The sequence below is a fragment of the Actinophytocola glycyrrhizae genome (assembly GCF_042653545.1).
In the GTDB taxonomy this organism is placed as follows: Bacteria; Actinomycetota; Actinomycetes; order Mycobacteriales; family Pseudonocardiaceae; genus Actinophytocola; species Actinophytocola glycyrrhizae.
In genome coordinates this window covers 693,263-708,874 of record NZ_JBHSIS010000022.1, presented here as the reverse complement: position 1 = coordinate 708,874, position 15,612 = coordinate 693,263, and the positions used below count along the sequence as shown (strand labels likewise).

Annotated in this window: 15 protein-coding genes; 8 read left to right on the top strand and 7 right to left on the bottom strand. The window is 70.9% G+C overall.

Annotated features, from left to right (window positions below; translation table 11 throughout):
- Positions 1-134 precede the first annotated feature (134 nt).
- The 3 genes from ACFPCV_RS34350 to ACFPCV_RS34340 all read right to left on the bottom strand — a co-directional run bounded on the left by ACFPCV_RS34350 (position 135) and on the right by ACFPCV_RS34340 (position 2,836).
- The gene (locus tag ACFPCV_RS34350) at positions 135-539 is read right to left on the bottom strand and encodes an MmcQ/YjbR family DNA-binding protein (RefSeq protein ID WP_378061153.1); all 405 of its coding nucleotides are present in this window, start codon (positions 537-539) and stop codon (positions 135-137) included.
- Positions 540-849: 310 nt separating this feature from the next.
- Positions 850-2,007, bottom strand: a complete 1,158-nt coding sequence (locus tag ACFPCV_RS34345; protein ID WP_378061150.1) for a 4-hydroxybenzoate 3-monooxygenase — start codon at positions 2,005-2,007, stop codon at positions 850-852.
- A gap of 52 nt (positions 2,008-2,059) precedes the next feature.
- Complete coding sequence (locus ACFPCV_RS34340; protein WP_378061149.1) at positions 2,060-2,836, bottom strand: IclR family transcriptional regulator; 777 nt, start codon at positions 2,834-2,836, stop codon at positions 2,060-2,062.
- Positions 2,837-2,906: 70 nt separating this feature from the next.
- On the opposite strand from ACFPCV_RS34340, the gene pcaH reads away from it, so the two are divergent.
- Genes pcaH through ACFPCV_RS34300 form a run of 8 tightly spaced genes read left to right on the top strand, consistent with a single transcriptional unit; the run spans position 2,907 to position 8,612 of the window.
- Positions 2,907-3,686, top strand: coding sequence for a protocatechuate 3,4-dioxygenase subunit beta (pcaH, locus tag ACFPCV_RS34335; protein WP_378061146.1), 780 nt, complete (start codon positions 2,907-2,909; stop codon positions 3,684-3,686).
- Positions 3,683-4,204, top strand: a complete 522-nt coding sequence (gene pcaG, locus ACFPCV_RS34330) for a protocatechuate 3,4-dioxygenase subunit alpha (protein WP_378061144.1) — start codon at positions 3,683-3,685, stop codon at positions 4,202-4,204. Before pcaH ends, pcaG begins: the two co-directional genes overlap by 4 nt.
- On the top strand, positions 4,201-5,373 hold the full coding sequence (locus tag ACFPCV_RS34325; protein WP_378061142.1) for a thiolase family protein: 1,173 nt from the start codon (positions 4,201-4,203) through the stop codon (positions 5,371-5,373). Before pcaG ends, ACFPCV_RS34325 begins: the two co-directional genes overlap by 4 nt.
- The gene (locus ACFPCV_RS34320; RefSeq protein WP_378061140.1) at positions 5,370-6,098 is read left to right on the top strand and encodes a 3-oxoacid CoA-transferase subunit A; all 729 of its coding nucleotides are present in this window, start codon (positions 5,370-5,372) and stop codon (positions 6,096-6,098) included. Before ACFPCV_RS34325 ends, ACFPCV_RS34320 begins: the two co-directional genes overlap by 4 nt.
- The gene (locus ACFPCV_RS34315; protein WP_378061138.1) at positions 6,095-6,715 is read left to right on the top strand and encodes a 3-oxoacid CoA-transferase subunit B; all 621 of its coding nucleotides are present in this window, start codon (positions 6,095-6,097) and stop codon (positions 6,713-6,715) included. Before ACFPCV_RS34320 ends, ACFPCV_RS34315 begins: the two co-directional genes overlap by 4 nt.
- Before the next feature lie 55 nt (positions 6,716-6,770).
- Complete coding sequence (locus tag ACFPCV_RS34310; RefSeq protein ID WP_378061137.1) at positions 6,771-8,003, top strand: NYN domain-containing protein; 1,233 nt, start codon at positions 6,771-6,773, stop codon at positions 8,001-8,003.
- A 10-nt stretch (positions 8,004-8,013) separates the two neighbouring features.
- Positions 8,014-8,226 carry a helix-hairpin-helix domain-containing protein gene (locus ACFPCV_RS34305; protein ID WP_378061136.1) on the top strand — a complete coding sequence of 71 codons (213 nt, stop codon included), beginning with the start codon at positions 8,014-8,016 and terminating at the stop codon, positions 8,224-8,226.
- Entirely contained in the window at positions 8,223-8,612 is a 390-nt protein-coding gene (locus ACFPCV_RS34300; RefSeq protein ID WP_378061134.1) for a hypothetical protein, read from the top strand. Before ACFPCV_RS34305 ends, ACFPCV_RS34300 begins: the two co-directional genes overlap by 4 nt.
- Here the strand turns inward: ACFPCV_RS34300 and ACFPCV_RS34295 are convergent.
- The 4 genes from ACFPCV_RS34295 to ACFPCV_RS34280 are packed head-to-tail and all read right to left on the bottom strand — an operon-like array spanning position 8,609 to position 15,605.
- On the bottom strand, positions 8,609-10,480 hold the full coding sequence (locus tag ACFPCV_RS34295; protein ID WP_378061132.1) for an FG-GAP-like repeat-containing protein: 1,872 nt from the start codon (positions 10,478-10,480) through the stop codon (positions 8,609-8,611). The two genes, ACFPCV_RS34300 and ACFPCV_RS34295, sit on opposite strands and share 4 nt — an antisense overlap.
- Positions 10,481-10,491: 11 nt before the next feature.
- The gene (locus ACFPCV_RS34290; protein WP_378061131.1) at positions 10,492-12,531 is read right to left on the bottom strand and encodes an N-acetylmuramoyl-L-alanine amidase; all 2,040 of its coding nucleotides are present in this window, start codon (positions 12,529-12,531) and stop codon (positions 10,492-10,494) included.
- Positions 12,532-12,542: 11 nt separating this feature from the next.
- Complete coding sequence (locus ACFPCV_RS34285; protein ID WP_378061129.1) at positions 12,543-14,030, bottom strand: FG-GAP repeat domain-containing protein; 1,488 nt, start codon at positions 14,028-14,030, stop codon at positions 12,543-12,545.
- Positions 14,031-14,060: 30 nt separating this feature from the next.
- A complete protein-coding gene (locus ACFPCV_RS34280; protein WP_378061127.1) occupies positions 14,061-15,605 on the bottom strand; it encodes an FG-GAP-like repeat-containing protein in 1,545 nt (514 codons plus the stop codon).
- Positions 15,606-15,612: the final 7 nt, after the last annotated feature.

The window sequence follows — 15,612 nt, the reverse complement described above, 5'->3', positions numbered from 1 at the left end:
TCGCCCAGTCCGTGTCATAACCCCACACTAGACTTACAAGGCGAATTTCCGGCGCAGGACACTAGGTGCGCGCCTGCCATCCGTGCTTCTCGATTCCTGACCGGTCTTCTGCCGGGCCACGGGCTCCCCGTGGTTCAGCCGTTCGGGGACCCCGGCCGGAGCACCTGCGCCACCAGCGTCTTGGGCGCCCGCAGGCAGTAGCTCTCGACGAGCAGTTCGTTGATCTCGGCCCAGTCCGCGTCCGGCGCGATCACCATGCCGACCACCTGCGGGTGCCAGCGCGGTTTGTAGAACGGGTGCCCGGTGCCGGTGAGCGCGGCGAGTTCGTCACCAGAGGAGCGGAAGGTCAGGACGGTGGCGTCACCGACGAACGGCGCGTCGCGCGTGTAGGCGGGCGGGTACTGGTCGCTGATCCCGAGGACGTGGGCGAAGGTCTTCTTGCGGACCATCCAGCGGGTGCCGACCCAGGCCCGTTCCTCGTAGCAGCCGGGCAGCGCCGTGCACAGCGCGCGGAGCCTGCGCAGGACCTCGTCTGGCACGTCTGGGCTGTCCGGCATTCTCGGGCCTCCGGGGTTCGTCGGTGCTCCCGGCGAACCTAACCGGGCCGGTCCGAGCCGGGCGTGTCCCTGGCCTCGGCGCCCCAGCCGAGCACGACGGCCCGCGCGGCCCAGGCGGACCGTCGTCGGCACACGGCTTGCCCGATAACCCCAAAAGGGGTTATACATGGGGTCATGCGTTCGGTGTTCGTCGCGTTGCTGGTGGCCGTCCTCCTCGTGGTCGTGTTCGTGTGAGTTGTCCACAGCCGGCTGGTTGCTTTTCGGGTGGGCGCCGTGCGGGCGGGACTTCCGGTCAGAAACCGATCGGCAGGCCCGCGTAGTTCTCCGCGAGTCCGCGGGCGCCCGCCTCGCTCGACGCGACCCACCGCAGCTGCGCGAGTTGCAGCTGCTGGTCGAAGGGGTCCTCCGTCGTGTGCAGCATCGTGGTCATCCACCACGAGAAGTGGGTGCACCGCCAGACGCGGCGGAGCGCGCGGTCGGAGTACTCGTCGGCGAGCCGGGGGTCCTTCTCGCGCAGCAGCGCGACCAGCGCAGGCGCGAGCAGTGCCACGTCGGCGACCGCCAGGTTCAGCCCCTTCGCGCCGGTCGGCGGCACGATGTGGGCGGCGTCCCCCGCGAGGAACACCTTGTCGCGGCGCATCGGGGCGCGCACGACACTGCGCATCGGCAGCACGCTCTTGTCGGTGATCGGGCCGCGTGCCAGGTGCCAGCCGTCCTGACCGTGGCCGAGCCGGTCGGACAGGGCGTCCCAGATCCGCTCGTCCGGCCAGTCCGCGACGTCGGTCCCGGCGGGGACCTGCAGGTACAGCCGGGTCACGGTGGGTGAGCGCATCGAGTTGAGCGCGAACCCGTCCGGGTGCCACGCGTAGATCAGCTCGTCGGTCGACGGCGGCACGTTCGCGAGCACCCCGAGCCACGAGTAGCCATAGGTCCGCTGCCAGGTCTGCCCGGGTACCGCCGCCCTCGTCGGGCCGAACGAGCCGTCGCAGCCGACGACCACGTCCGCGTCCAGCCGCTCCGGCCTGCCGTCGACGGTGAACGTCACGTACGGGTCGGCCGGGTCGTGCACCGCGGTGTCCCGCACGTCGTGGAGCACCTGCCTGCCCGCCGCGTCGTGGGCGCGGCCGAGGTCCTTCTGCACCTCGGTCTGCCCGTACACCCACACGCTGCGCCCGACGAGGTCCCCGAAGTCGAGGTGGTGGCGCTCGCCGGGCCACTGCAGGTGGATACCGCGGTGCTCGTCGCCCTCCCGCGTGAGCCGGTCCCCGAGCCCGGCTGATCTGAGCAGCTCGACCGTCGAGTGCTCCAGGATGCCGGCACGGATGCGGGACTCGACGTACTCACGGGTGCGCGTCTCGACCACCACCGACTCCACCCCACCTGCCGCGAGCAGGTGGGACAGCAGCAGGCCCGCCGGTCCCGCGCCGATGATCGCGACCTGGGTTCGCATGCCCCAAGTCAATACCGCCCACCCTGGCGCGGACAACACACCGGCTTTCCGTTCAGTGGAACTCCACGGAGATCCTGGCCGGGTCGACGCTCCTGCCGACGCCCTTGGCCGCGACCCGCAACGCCGCGACGAGGCGGGGCCGGTCGCGGCCGAGGCGGGGCACGACGATGCCGAGCGCCGCGACCACGGCACCGTCCCGCACGCTGATCGGGACGGCGACCGAGCAGGCGCCGAGGCTCATCTCCTCGATGGTCTGTGCGTAGCCCTCGCGGTGCACGCGCCGCAGTTCGGCCCGCAGCCTCCCCGGCTGGGTGACCGTGTACGGGGTGATGCGGGTGAGGTTGCGCAACACCTGCCCGCGCACGTCGTCCGGGGCGTGTGCGAGCAGCACCTTGCCGACACCGGTGGCGTGCATGGGCAGCCGGGACCCGACGTCGCTGACCACCGGCACCGACACGTGCCCGGCCAGCCGGTCGATGTAGAGCACCGAGGCGCCGTCGCGGACCGCGAGGTGCACGGTCGCGAGCGTGGCGCCGTAGAGGTCGTGCAGGAACGGCGAGGCTACCTGCCGCAGCCCGGAGGGCACCGGCGCCAGCAGCCCGAGGTCCCACAGGCGCCGCCCGATCACATACGCGCCGGACTCCCGCCGCACCAGCGCTCCCCACGCGACCAGCTCGCCGACCAGCCGGAACGCGGTCGTCAGCGGCAGGTCCGCGCGCGCGGCCAGCTCGGTGAGGGTCATGGCCCGGTGTTCGTCGTCGAACGCGCCGAGCACGGCGAGCACCCGGGACACGACGCTGGTCCCCGGTCGTGCGCTGTTGCCGGCCACCCGGACCGCCCTTTCACCCAGTGGAAGAAAAGTCTCGCACCCCCGTGCCGGTCCGCCTAACGTCGTCGACGTGACCGGAGCAGCAGTCCCGCCCGCCACGGCCTCGTCGGACACCGCGACGGCGACCCAGGCGGAGATCAGTGCCGAGATCGCGGCGGTCGCCGCGACCCGGGCCGGCGAGGAGACCCAGCCCCGGCTGGACTACCCGCCCTACCGCAGCAGCGTCCTGCGCCACCCCACGAAGGCGCTGTACCGGGCCGACCCCGAGGACGTCGAGCTGGCGGCACCCGTGTTCGGACCGCAGGACGTGGACCCGCTGGAGGCGGACCTGACGATCCAGCACCCCGGCTCGCCGATCGGCGAGCGGATCGTGGTCACCGGCCGGATCACCGACGGCGACGGCAGGCCGGTCGCGGACCAGCTCGTGGAGATCTGGCAGGCCAACGCGGCGGGCCGCTACCCGCACCGGCGCGACCAGCACCCGGCGCCGCTCGACCCGAACTTCACCGGCGTCGGCCGCTGCCTCACCGGCCGGGACGGCACCTACCGGTTCACGACGGTCAAGCCGGGCCCGTACCCGTGGCGCAACCACACGAACGCCTGGCGGCCCGCGCACATCCACTTCTCGCTGTTCGGCACCGAGTTCACGCAGCGGATGGTGACGCAGATGTACTTCCCCGGCGACCCGCTGTTCGGGCTCGACCCGATCTACCAGTCGATCGTCGACCCCAAGGCCCGTGAGCGGCTCGTCGCGACCTACGACCACGACGTCACGCTGCCCGAGATCGCCACCGGCTATCGCTGGGACATCGTGCTGACCGGCGGCCACCGGACGTGGAGCGAGCGGTGAACGCCCCGACCCCCGGCCAGACCGTCGGCCCGTTCTACGGGTTCGCGCTGCCCTACGAAGGCGGCCCCGACCTGGTGCCGAAGGGCCACCCGGACGCGATCCCCCTGCACGGCGTGGTCCTGGACGGGGCCGGCGCGCCGGTGCCGGACGCGCTGCTGGAGATCCGGCAGGCCGACAGCGCGGGCACCGTGCCGAGGAAGGCCGGGTCGCTGCACCGCGACGGCTACACGTTCACCGGCTGGGGCCGGGCGGCCACCGACGACGTGGGCCGGTACTCGTTCACCACGGTCTCCCCCGGCGCGCCGTTCATCGCGATGACCGTGTTCGCCCGCGGCCTGATGAACCGCCTGTTCACCCGCGTCTACCTGCCGGACGCCACCGACGCGTTCCTCCTGTCGCTGCCGCCGGACCGGCGGGCCACGCTGGTGGCCGTGCGCGACGCCGACGGGCTGCGGTTCGACGTCACACTTCAAGGTGATCGGGAGACCGTGTTCATTACCTACCCTGGACACTCATGAGCGACGCTTTTGTCTACGACGCGGTCCGCACCCCGTTCGGGAAGTTCGACGGCGGGCTGGCGAAACAGCGGCCGGACGACCTCGCCGCGACCGTCCTTGGTGCCATCGCCGACCGCACGCCGGGGCTGGACCCGGCCACCGTCGACGAGGTGACGTTCGGCCTCGCCAACGGCGCGGGCGAGGACAACCGCAACGTGGGCCGGATGGCGGTGCTGCTCGCGGGCTGGCCGGTGACCGTGCCCGGCTCGACCGTGAACCGGCTGTGCGGGTCGAGCCTCGACGCGGTCATGTCGGCGTCCCGGCAGGTCGAGACCGGCGACGCGACCGTGGTCGTGGCCGGTGGCGTCGAGTCGATGACCCGTGCGCCGTGGGTGCTGCCCAAGCCGGACCGGGCGTTCCCGGCGCGGGACGTGACGGCGGTGTCGACCACGCTCGGCTGGCGGCTGGTGAACCCGGGGATGCCCGGGGAGTGGACGGTCTCGCTCGGCGAGTGCAACGAGCAACTGCAGGAGGAGTTCGGCATCTCCCGGGAGCGGCAGGACGCGTTCGCGGAGCGGTCGCACCGGCTCGCGCACGCCGCGTGGGAGGCCGGGTTCTACGACGACATCACGGTCCCCGTCGGCGAACTGACCCGTGACGAGGGCATCCGCGCGGACACCTCGGTCGAGAAGCTCGCGAAGCTCAAGCCGTCGTTCCGCACCGACGGGACGATCACGGCGGGCAACGCGTCGCCGCTGTCGGACGGGGCGTCGGCCGTGCTGGTGGCGGCGGAGTCGGCCGAGCTGGGCCGGGACCCGCTGGCGCGGATCGCCGGGCGGGCCGCGTGCGCGCTGGAGCCGCAGCGGTTCGGGTACGCGCCGGTGGAAGCGGCGAACCGGGCACTGGAACGGGCCGGGATCGCCTGGTCGGACGTGGGTGCGGTGGAGCTGAACGAGGCGTTCGCCGTGCAGTCCCTCGCGTGCGTGGACGCGTGGAAGATCGACCAGGACATCGTGAACACGCGTGGTGGCGCGATCGCGCTCGGGCACCCGCTCGGCGCGTCGGGTGGCCGGATCCTGGGCACGCTGGCGAAGGTGCTGCGCGAGGGCGGGCACCGCTGGGGTGTCGCCGCGATCTGCATCGGTGTCGGCCAGGGACTCGCGGTGGTGCTGGAGAACGTGGTGTCGTGACACGCGAGCGGAGGAGCGCGGCGAGCCGTTCGACACAGGTTCACGAGTCCGCCGACGAGGCTGTCGCCGGGGTTTGCGACGGCGCGACGGTGCTCGTCGGCGGGTTCGGCACCGCCGGTCAGCCGGTGGAGCTGATCGACGCGTTGCGGCGGTGCGGGGCCAAGGACCTGACGATCGTGTCGAACAACGCGGGCAACGGGTCGCACGGGCTCGCCGCGCTGCTCGCCGCCGGTCGGGTGCGGCGGATCGTGTGCTCCTTCCCGCGCCAGAAGGACTCCCACGTCTTCGACGAGCTGTACCGGTCGGGGCGGATCGAGCTGGAGGTCGTGCCGCAGGGCAACCTCGCGGAGCGGCTGCGGGCGGCCGGTGCGGGGATCGGCGCGTTCTACTGCCCGACCGGTGTCGGCACGCCGCTCGGGCAGGGCAAGGAGACCCGCACCATCGACGGCCGCGACCACGTGCTGGAGTTCCCGATCCACGGTGACGTCGCGTTGATCAAGGCGCAGCAGGCGGACACGCTCGGCAACCTGGTGTACCGCAAGACGGCCCGCAACTTCGGCCCTGTGATGGCGACGGCCGCGAAGCTGACCGTCGCGCAGGTGCTGTCGGTGACCGAGCCCGGTTCGCTGGACCCGGAGGTGGTGGTCACGCCGGGGATCTACGTGGACCGGGTGGTGGCGTGCCCGTCACCTGCCGTACTGGCGGAGGAGGGAGCGGGCGGATGAGCCGTCTCGACCGTGCGGGGATCGCGAAGCTGGTCGCCGCCGACATCCCACCCGGCTCGTACGTGAACCTGGGCATCGGGCAGCCGACGCTGGTGGCCGACCACCTCGCGCCGGACTCCGGCGTCATCCTCCACACCGAGAACGGCATGCTCGGCATGGGCCGCGCGGCGGACGGCGACGAGGTGGACCCGGACCTGATCAACGCGGGCAAGGTCCCGGTCACCGAAACCCCTGGCGCGTCGTACTTCCACCACGCCGACTCGTTCGCGATGATGCGCGGCGGGCACCTGGACGTGTGCGTGCTCGGCGCGTTCCAGGTCTCGTTCACCGGTGACCTCGCGAACTGGCACACCGGCGGGCCCGGCGCGATCCCCGCGGTCGGCGGTGCGATGGACCTCGCGATCGGCGCGAAGCAGGTGTACGTGATGATGACGCTGTTCACCGACTCCGGCGCCCCCAAGCTCGTGCCGTCGTGCACGTACCCGCTGACCGGTCTGCGTTGTGTCCGCCGCGTGTACACCGACCACGGCGTTTTCCTGCTCGGCGAGGACGGGGTGGCGATCCGCGAGACGCACGGCATCGGCGAGGCCGACCTGCGCGACAGGCTGGGCCTGTAACGACCCCGGTGCGACGACGATGTGTGGTTCGTCGGGGTCGCACAGGGGGTGGAGTGTGTACGCCAACCAGGTCTCGGCTGACGGCCATCGCAGGGCCGCGCTGTTCGTCGACTTCGAGAACGTGCACCGCGGGCTGAGCGAGTCCAGTCCCGAGGCGGGGCGGCGGTTCGCGACCCAGCCCGCGCGGTGGGTGCAGTGGATGGAACGGACGCTGGGCCCGCTCGTGGTCGACCTCGACGACCAGCCACGCAAGCTGTTGCGGCGGATCTGCTACCTGGAACCCGCGCGGTCCGGGCAGTTCCGGCCGTACTTCACCCGCGCCGGGTTCCGGGTCGTCGACTGCCCCGCGCTGACCACGATGGGCAAGAACAGCGCCGACATCCACATGGTGCTCGACATCCTCGACACGCTCACCCACCCCGAGCGGTACGACGAGTTCATCGTCCTGTCCGTCGACGCCGACTTCACGCCGGTCCTGCTGCGATTACGTGAGCACGACCGCCGCACCGCCATGCTGGTCAGCGGACCGGCCGCGGCGGCGTTGCAGGCGGCGTGCGACTTCGCGATCCCCGACTCGGTGTTCCTCGACGAGGCACTGGGTCTCGCGGTGGCGGACGACGTTCCGCCACCGGCCCCGATCGAGCTGGACGAACTGCGGCTGCGGATGCAGCGGGTGGTGCGGGACCTGGTGTCGTCGGCGGCGGAGCCGGTGGTGATGGCCAGGGTGGCGCACGAGGTCCGCAAGACCGTCGGCATGCCGGTGGAGACCACGAACTGGGCGGGCAGCGGGAGCTTCGGCAAGTTCATCGCGCAGATGACCGACGAGCACCTGCGCGTCGACAGCAGGCGCTCGCCCGGCTGGCTGTACGACCCGACGCGGCACACGGCGAGCGCGCAGGCCGCGCTGAACATGTCCGAGGTGGTGGACCGGGTCAGCAGGCTGGTCGACGCGCCGATGCTGTCCCCGGAGACGTACGCGACGCTGTTCGGGGTGCTCGCCGAGGTCGGCGACACCGACGGGGACGGTGACCAGGCCGAGGCGGAACGCCGTGCGCGGGACCGGTGCGCGGAGCTGGGCCGCCCGGTGTCGCGGCCCGCGGTGCACTTCGTCGTGGTCGGCCTGCGGCACCAGGGCATCGGGTGGCCGCGCCCCGGCCTGGACGCCGCCAAACTCGCGGAGGCGTTCGCGGAGAACGTCCTCGAGCTGGCCGCCGGCGTGCCGATGGTGCTGTCCGACAGCGAACGCGGCGAGATCCGCGGCTGGCTCCAGCCCGGCGTGATCGCCTAGGGTGCGCGTCGTGGAGGAGACCGAGTTCCCCGGGCGGATGGGCAAGGTGGCGCCGCGCGAGCTGGCACTGAACGGCTACACGCGATACGAGCAGCTCACCACGGTCACGAGGAAGGACCTGCTGAGGATCCACGGGGTCGGCCCCAAGGCGATCCGGATCCTCGAAGAGGAACTGGCGGCCCGCGGACTGTCGTTCGCGTCCGACGTCCCGCTGCCGACGTGACCACCGCCCCGCTCCGCGTCCCCCACGGTGACGAGCTGGCGCCGTTGATGCGCTGCTACGGCTACCGGTTCACCCGCGCGGGGACGGTCAAGGGGACCGAGCCTTCCCGAGCCCCCGAGGACCTCGCCGCCGCTGCTCGTGCCGGGTGGCCGGTGCGTGCGGCGCAGCGGTGGCGCGCGCCCGAGATCGTCGAGCGGGCCGTCGCGGCGGCCGAGGCGCTGGACGAGGACCGGGAGCGGCTTCGGTGCTGGCCACCCCCGCGAGTCCCCGGTTCAGAACCCGCGAGTCCCCCGTTCAGGACCCGCGAGTTCCCCGTTCAGGACCCGCGAGTCGCCCGTTCGCGTCCAGCGCCGTTCGACCTGCGGGTGTCCGTCGGTTCTGGCTAGAGCGTGGTTTCGCCCGGCAGTCCGAAGTAGTCGTGCCACTTCGGGCCGGGGCCGAACCCGGTGCCGGTGGACAGGGCCACGTACGTGTCGGCGCCGGGTAGCTTCGTGAACGTGACGATGTCGGCCTTCCCGTCGCCGTTGTAGTCGCCCACGTACGGGAACTCGCCCTGTGGGGCGAAGAAGTCGTGCCACTTCGCGGCGGGACCGAAGCCGACCCCTGTCGACCTGGCCACGTGCACGACGCCCTCGCGGCTGAACTGGACCAGGTCGGCCCTGCCGTCGCCGTTCACGTCGGCCAGTCTCGGGTCGGAAAGCCCTGGCGCGAACGAGTCGTGCCACTTCGCCGACGCGCCGAACGACGAGCCGGTCGACAGCGCCACGTGGACGTCCGCGAGTGCCCCGTGGGTGAACGTCACGATGTCGGCGCGGCCGTCACCGTTCACGTCCACGACCCCGGGTGACTCACCGGCGATGCCGAAGAACTCGTGCCACTTGGCCGACGCCGTGAACGACGTCCCGGTCGACAGGGCCACGTAGACGTCGCCCGCCGCGTTGCGGGTGAACGTGACGATGTCGTCGCGGCCGTCGCCGTTCACGTCGCCGACCGCCGGGACCTCGCCGTCGACCGAGAACCAGTCGTGCCACTTGGCGGACGCGCCGAACGAGGAGCCGGTCGACAGGGCGACGTGGACGTCGGCCAGGGCCCCGTGGGTGAACGTGGCGATGTCGTCGCGGCCGTCCCCGTCGAAGTCACCCGTCAGCGGTGTCTCCCCGGACAGCGCGAAGAAGTCGTGCCACTTCACCGACGTGCCGCTGAACCCACTGCCGTTCGACAGCGCCACGTACACGTCCGCGAGCGGGTCGTGGGTGAACGTGACGACGTCGTCGCGGCCGTCCCCGTCGAAGTCCGCGTGCGACCCAGTGAACACCCCCGCGTACGACGAGTTGACGTGCAGGGGCGCGACGTGCAGCCCACCCTGCCCCCAGCCCGCGCCGGTCATCCACGTCGCGCCGGACGGTTCGGTGACGATCTCCGCCGCGTGCGCGTCGACCCGGCCCGCCAGGTCGTTGACCGAGAAGTGGAACGGGTCGCGGCTGCGGTACACCCTGGTGTCCTTGTACCCGGAGTCGCAGCAGACCGACAGGTACCACCAGCCACCGCGGAACACCACGAACGGCGACTCCGTCGGCCCGCCGTACGTGCCGGACGCCGGGTGCTGGAACGCGACCCGCTTCCCGCTCCAGTGCACGAGGTCCGTCGAGGTCCGGTACGCCACCTGGTGGTTGCCGCCGGACGGGGTGCTGTTCGCCGTGTAGTACATGACCCAGAGCGGCCCGACCCGCGTGACCATCGGGTCGCGGGCGTCGAAGCCGTCGGTGAACAGCGGGTTCGCCGCGCTGCGGGTCCAGTTGTTCAGGTCGGTCGAGGTCGCGAGGTGCATGCGGTACGCGGCGTGGTCCGGTGTCCCGGCCGCGTAGTACATGTAGTAGACGCCGTTGTGGTGGATGACGTGCGGCGCCCAGATGTGGCTCTCGCCAAGCGCCGGGTTCGCGCTCAGCGCGAACGGCCGTTTCGTCCACGGCCCGTTCGGGGAGGGCGCGGTGGCGTGCCCGAAGTGCTTCTCGTCCAACGGGTTCGCCGGTTCGGCGTGGGTGATCGCGTACACGTGCCATGTCCCGGTGACCACGTCCCGGACCAGCGTGTGGTCGTTGTAGTACCACTGCGTCGACTCCCCGGCCGACGGGTCGTAGACGCGGATGAAGTTCCCCGCCGAGACCGTCGGCGGGGCGGGGGCCGCGCCGGCGGGCGCCGCCGTGAGCCCGGTCGACACGAGCACGAGCGCCAGCAGGCGCAGCCCCTTGCCCATCATGTCCTCCTCTACAGGGTCACTTCGCCGTTGAGGCCGAAGAACTCGTGCCACTTGTTGCCGCCGAGGAACCCGGAACCGCCCGAGATCGCCGTGTACACGTCGTTCAGCGAGCCCTTGGTGAACGTGACGACGTCGTCGCGGCCGTCCCCGTCGAAGTCGCCCGTGTACGGGAACTCCCCGGCGAGGCCGAAGAAGTCGCTCCACTTCACGGTGGTGCCGGTGAACCCGGAGCCGTTCGAGGTCGCCACGTACACGTCGGCGGCCGCGTTCACGGTGAACGTCGCGATGTCGTCGCGGCCGTCGCCGTTGAAGTCGCCGATGCGTGGTGCCTCACCGGCGACGGAGAAGAAGTCGTGCCACTTCGCCGACGTGCCGGCGAAGCCGGAACCGGTCGACAGGGCCACGTACACGTCGGCCAGCGTGCCCTGGTTGAACACGACGATGTCGTCGCGGCCGTCCCCGTTGAAGTCGCCAACGCCCGGCGTCTCCCCGGCGAGCCCGAAGTAGTCGTGCCAGCGCACCGACGCCGCGAACGACGAGCCGGTCGACAGGGCGACATAGACATCGGCGAGGTTGTTGCGCGTGAACGTGATGACGTCGTCGCGACCGTCCCCGTTCACGTCACCCACCGCGGGCACCTCACCCGCGAGCGCGAAGAAGTCGTGCCACTTCACACCCGGCCCGAACGCGGACCCGTTGGACAGCGCCACATAGACGTCGTTCAGCGAACCGTGCGTGAACGTCACGATGTCGTCGCGGCCGTCCCCGTTGAAGTCACCGGTCAACGGCGTCTCGCCGCCGGGGGCGAAGAAGTCGTGCCAGCGCACCGACGTGCCCGTGAACCCGGACCCGTTCGACAGGGCCACGTACACGTCGGCCAGCGTGCCCCGGTTGAACGAGATGATGTCGTCGCGGCCGTCCCCGTTGAAGTCCGTGTTCGATCCGGTGTAGACACCGGCCGACCCGCCGCTGTTGACGAGGCTCATGTAGTAGTCCCAGTTCCAGTGCGGACCGGGGTCGGTGTGGTCGTTGCCGGGGATCTGGTTGTGGCCCTGGACGTACTGCCGGGTCTTGGGCAGCCCGTGCCGCTCGCACAGCCACTTCGTGAGCGCCGCGGACGACCGGTACATCGAGTCGGTGAACCAGGACGGGTTGTCCACGAAACCCTCGTGCTCGATGCCCAGCGCCCGCGAGTTGGCGTTCCGCACGTGGTAGGCGGTGTCGCCGTCCCGCACCATCTGGGTGACCTCACCGTCCGAGGACCGCACGACGTAGTGCGTGCTGACACCGGACGACGGGTTCTGGAACCAGCTGATCGTGCCCGCGTACGACCCCTGGGTCACGTGGACGACGACCAGGTTGATCGCCGCCGACCGGCCCGCGCTGTAGTTGCCGGGGTGCGCGGCCACCCAACGCGAGTTGGGGTAGTCGAGGCCCTGCGCGGACACGCCACCGGCCGCGACCTTCTCGTACCGGCCGCGTTCCGGCGCCCTCGGGTAGGGCGCCACCACCACGGGTTCCCCCTCCGGTGTGCGAACCTGCATGCCGCTCGCGAGGAAGCCGTACACGGTGTCCGCGTACAGCCGGGCCACCGCGTCGTCGGTCGCGCCGCCGTACCGCGCGACCACCGGGTACCACGCGGCGATCCGGTTCCGTTCGTCGCCCGTCAGCCCGGCCTTGTCGGCCAGCGACCGCAGCACGGCCGCACCGCCGCGGATGTTGGCCGCCGTGTCCTCCTTCAGCGCGGCGACGGACTCGCCGGTCAGGCTCGCCGCCTGCTCCAGTGTCCGCCGCACCGGGTTGCTCACCAGGTGCATGACGCCGTACCCGTTGTCCTGGCTGGGTTCGCCGTCGTGCCCGTCGAGGTGTGTCTCGCCGTAGCCGAGCGCCACGACCAGGTCGCGGGGCACGTCGAACTCGCTCGCGGCGCGGGCGAACGCGGTGTTGACCGGGCCGTGCGCCGGTGCGGCCACGGTCACCGCCGGGATGCTCGTCAGTCCGAACGCGACAGTCAGCGCCGTGCCGAGTGCCGCCAGGCGTTTGTTCACGTCACGCTCCTCTACAGGGTGATTTCGCCGTTGAGCCCGAAGAAGTCGTGCCACTTGGCACCGCCCGCGAAGCCGGTGCCGTTGGACAGGCCGACGTAGACGTCGTTCAGCGAGCCCCTGGTGAAGGTGACGACGTCGTCGCGGCCGTCGCCGTCGAAGTCACCGGTGTACGGGAACTCGCCCGCCAGCGCGAAGAAGTCGTGCCACTTGACCGTGGTGCCCGCGAACGCCGACCCCGTCGAGGTCGCGACGTACACGTCCGCGGCCGCGTTGTTGGTGAACGTCGCGATGTCGGCCCTGCCGTCGCCGTTGAAGTCGCCGATGCGTGGCGACTCCCCGCCGATCGAGAAGAACTCGTGCCACTTCACCGACGTGCCGGCGAACCCGGACCCGGTGGACAGCGCCACGTACACGTCGGCCGCCGCGTTGTTGGTGAACACCACGAGGTCCGCCCTGCCGTCCCCGTTGACGTCGCCGACACCGGGGACCTCCCCGGCGAGCCCGAAGTAGTCGTGCCAGCGCACCGACGCCGCGAACGACGAGCCGGTCGACAGGGCGACATAGACATCGGCGAGGTTGTTGCGGGTGAACGTGATGATGTCGTCGCGGCCGTCGCCGTTCACGTCACCGACCGCCGGAACCTCACCACCCAGCGCGAAGAAGTCGTGCCACTTCACACCCGGCCCGAACGACGAGCCGGTGGACAGCGCCACGTAGACGTCGTTCAGCGAGCCGTGTGTGAAGGTGACGATGTCATCGCGACCGTCACTGTTGAAGTCCCCGGTCAACGGCGTCTCACCACCGGGGGCGAAGAAGTCGTGCCAGCGCACCGACGTCCCGGCGAATCCCGCGCCGTTCGACAACGCCACGTACACATCGCCAAGGGTGCCCTGGTTGAACGTGACGATGTCGTCGCGACCGTCACCGTTGAAGTCGGTCGGCGAGCCGGTGAACGCCCGGGCACCGCCGACGAGGCCGCGTGCCTCGTCCATCATCGCGCGTGCCCTGCCCTCGGCCTGGTCGTACCGCTCCGGGCAGCACGACCGCTGCACGCTCTGCGCGAGCAGGCCCGCCGTGTAGTTCGGGTACAGCGGCTCGTTGCGCTGTGCCTGCACGAAGAACTGCGTCGCCGCGTACGACACGTTCATGATCTGCTCCGGGGTGCCCCAGCCCTGGCTCGGCCGCTGCTGGAAGACGCCGAGGGAGTCCTTGTCGCCGCAGTTCAGGTTGTTCATGTGCGACTCGACCCAGCCCGCCTCGAACGCGGCGAGCATCACCTTCTGCGACACGCTGCGGTCGAGACCGACCTGGTAGACGACCTTGATCACGTTCGGGTCGTGGTTGGCGGGGATGCTCGAACACGCCAGCGGTTCCACCGACAGCGGCACGTGGTCGCCGGGGGCCGCCGGGTCGGCCGGCGCGGCCGACGCGGGCACCGCCATTCCCGTCATGGCCAGCGCGGCAACGCACACCAGCGCACCGCGTCTCCATCTTGTCATCGCGAATCCTTTGTCAGCAGGGGTTTTTCTTCAGAGGACTCGTTCACCGTTCAGACCGAAGAAGTCGTGCCAGCGCACCCCCGGCCCGAACCCGGTCGTGGTCGAGGTCGCCACGTACACGTCGTTGGTCGAACCGAGCGTGAAGGTCACGATGTCGGAGACGCCGTCGCCGTCGAAGTCACCCGCGTACGGGAACTCTCCGGCGAGCCCGAAGAAGTCGTGCCACTTGACCGTGGTGCCGGTGAAGCCGGTGCCGGTCGAGGTGGCGACGTACACGTCCGCCGCCGCGTTGTTCGTGAAGGTCGCGATGTCGGCCTTGCCGTCCCCGTCGAAGTCGCCGACGCGGGGCTGTTCGGTGCCGACGGCGAACAGGTCGTGCCACTTCACGGTGGTGCCGACGAAGCGGGCGCCGTCGGACAAAGCGACGAACACGTCACCGGCGGTGCCGCGCGTGAACGTGATGATGTCGTCGCGCCCGTCCCCGTTCACGTCACCGACCGCGGGGAACTCGCCGCCGAGCGCGAAGAAGTCGTGCCAGCGCACCGATGCCGCGAACGCGGTGCCGGTGGACAGCGCCACGTACACGTCCCCCGAGGTGCCCCGGGTGAACGTGACGATGTCGTCGCGGCCATCACCGTTCACGTCACCGACCGCCGGAACCTCACCACCCAGCGCGAAGAAGTCGTGCCACTTCACACCCGGCCCGAACGACGACCCGTTCGACAACGCCACATAGACGTCGTTCAACGAACCGTGCGTGAACGTCACGATGTCGTCGCGGCCATCCCCGTCGAAGTCACCGGTCAACGGCGTCTCACCACCGGGAGCGAAGAAGGCATGCCACTTCACCGACGTCCCGGCAAACCCGGAACCGTTCGACAACGCCACGTACACATCGCCAAGGGCGCCCTGGTTGAATGTGACGATGTCGTCGCGACCGTCACCGTTGAAGTCGGTCGGCGAGCCGCCGAACATCGTGCTCGCGCCGCCGCCGCAGTTCCCGCTGGTGTGGTAGGAGATCGCGGAGCTGTAGCGGAGCGGGACGCCGTCGATGACGATCGGCTGGTTGGCGCCGTCCGCCTCCTGCTCGTAGTGCAGGTGCGGGCCGGTCGAGTTGCCGGTGGTGCCGACCTTGCCGAGCTCGGTGCCCGCGACCACGTACTGGCCCCGGCTGACGCTGAACGCCGACAGGTGCGCGACCATCGACGTCCACCCGCCGCCGTGGTCGACGCGCACGTGGTTGCCGTAGCCGGTGTTGCTCGACACCACGTCGATCACGGTGCCCGCCGCGCTCGCGAGCGCGGGCGTGCCGTGGTCCTCGCTGCCCGCGAGGTTGAAGTCGAGCGCGTTCACGACCTCGCTGGAGTGGTGGTAGTACTGCCGCTGCTGGCCGCACGGCCACGGCGCCCGGAAGTCGGGCCGGGGCCCGGCGGCCATGCCGGCCGCCGCCGGGGTGTCGTCGGCCCACGGTGCGCTGGGCCCGTCGGGGGGCTTCGGTGCCGCCGTGGCGATGCCCGCGGCGAGCGGGAGGATGGCGACCGCGGTCACGGCCGCCGCGAATCTGCTGGCGCGCATGGTGTAC

Excerpts from the sequence above, each read along its gene's own strand:
- ACFPCV_RS34345 (WP_378061150.1), bottom strand. The coding sequence starts at position 2,007 with ATGCGAACCCAGGTCGCGATCATCGGCGCGGGACCGGCGGGCCTGCTG.
- ACFPCV_RS34325 (WP_378061142.1), top strand. The coding sequence starts at position 4,201 with ATGAGCGACGCTTTTGTCTACGACGCGGTCCGCACCCCGTTCGGGAAG.
- ACFPCV_RS34315 (WP_378061138.1), top strand. The coding sequence starts at position 6,095 with ATGAGCCGTCTCGACCGTGCGGGGATCGCGAAGCTGGTCGCCGCCGAC.
- ACFPCV_RS34295 (WP_378061132.1), bottom strand. The coding sequence starts at position 10,480 with ATGGGCAAGGGGCTGCGCCTGCTGGCGCTCGTGCTCGTGTCGACCGGG.
- ACFPCV_RS34285 (WP_378061129.1), bottom strand. The coding sequence starts at position 14,030 with ATGACAAGATGGAGACGCGGTGCGCTGGTGTGCGTTGCCGCGCTGGCC.
- ACFPCV_RS34280 (WP_378061127.1), bottom strand. The coding sequence starts at position 15,605 with ATGCGCGCCAGCAGATTCGCGGCGGCCGTGACCGCGGTCGCCATCCTC.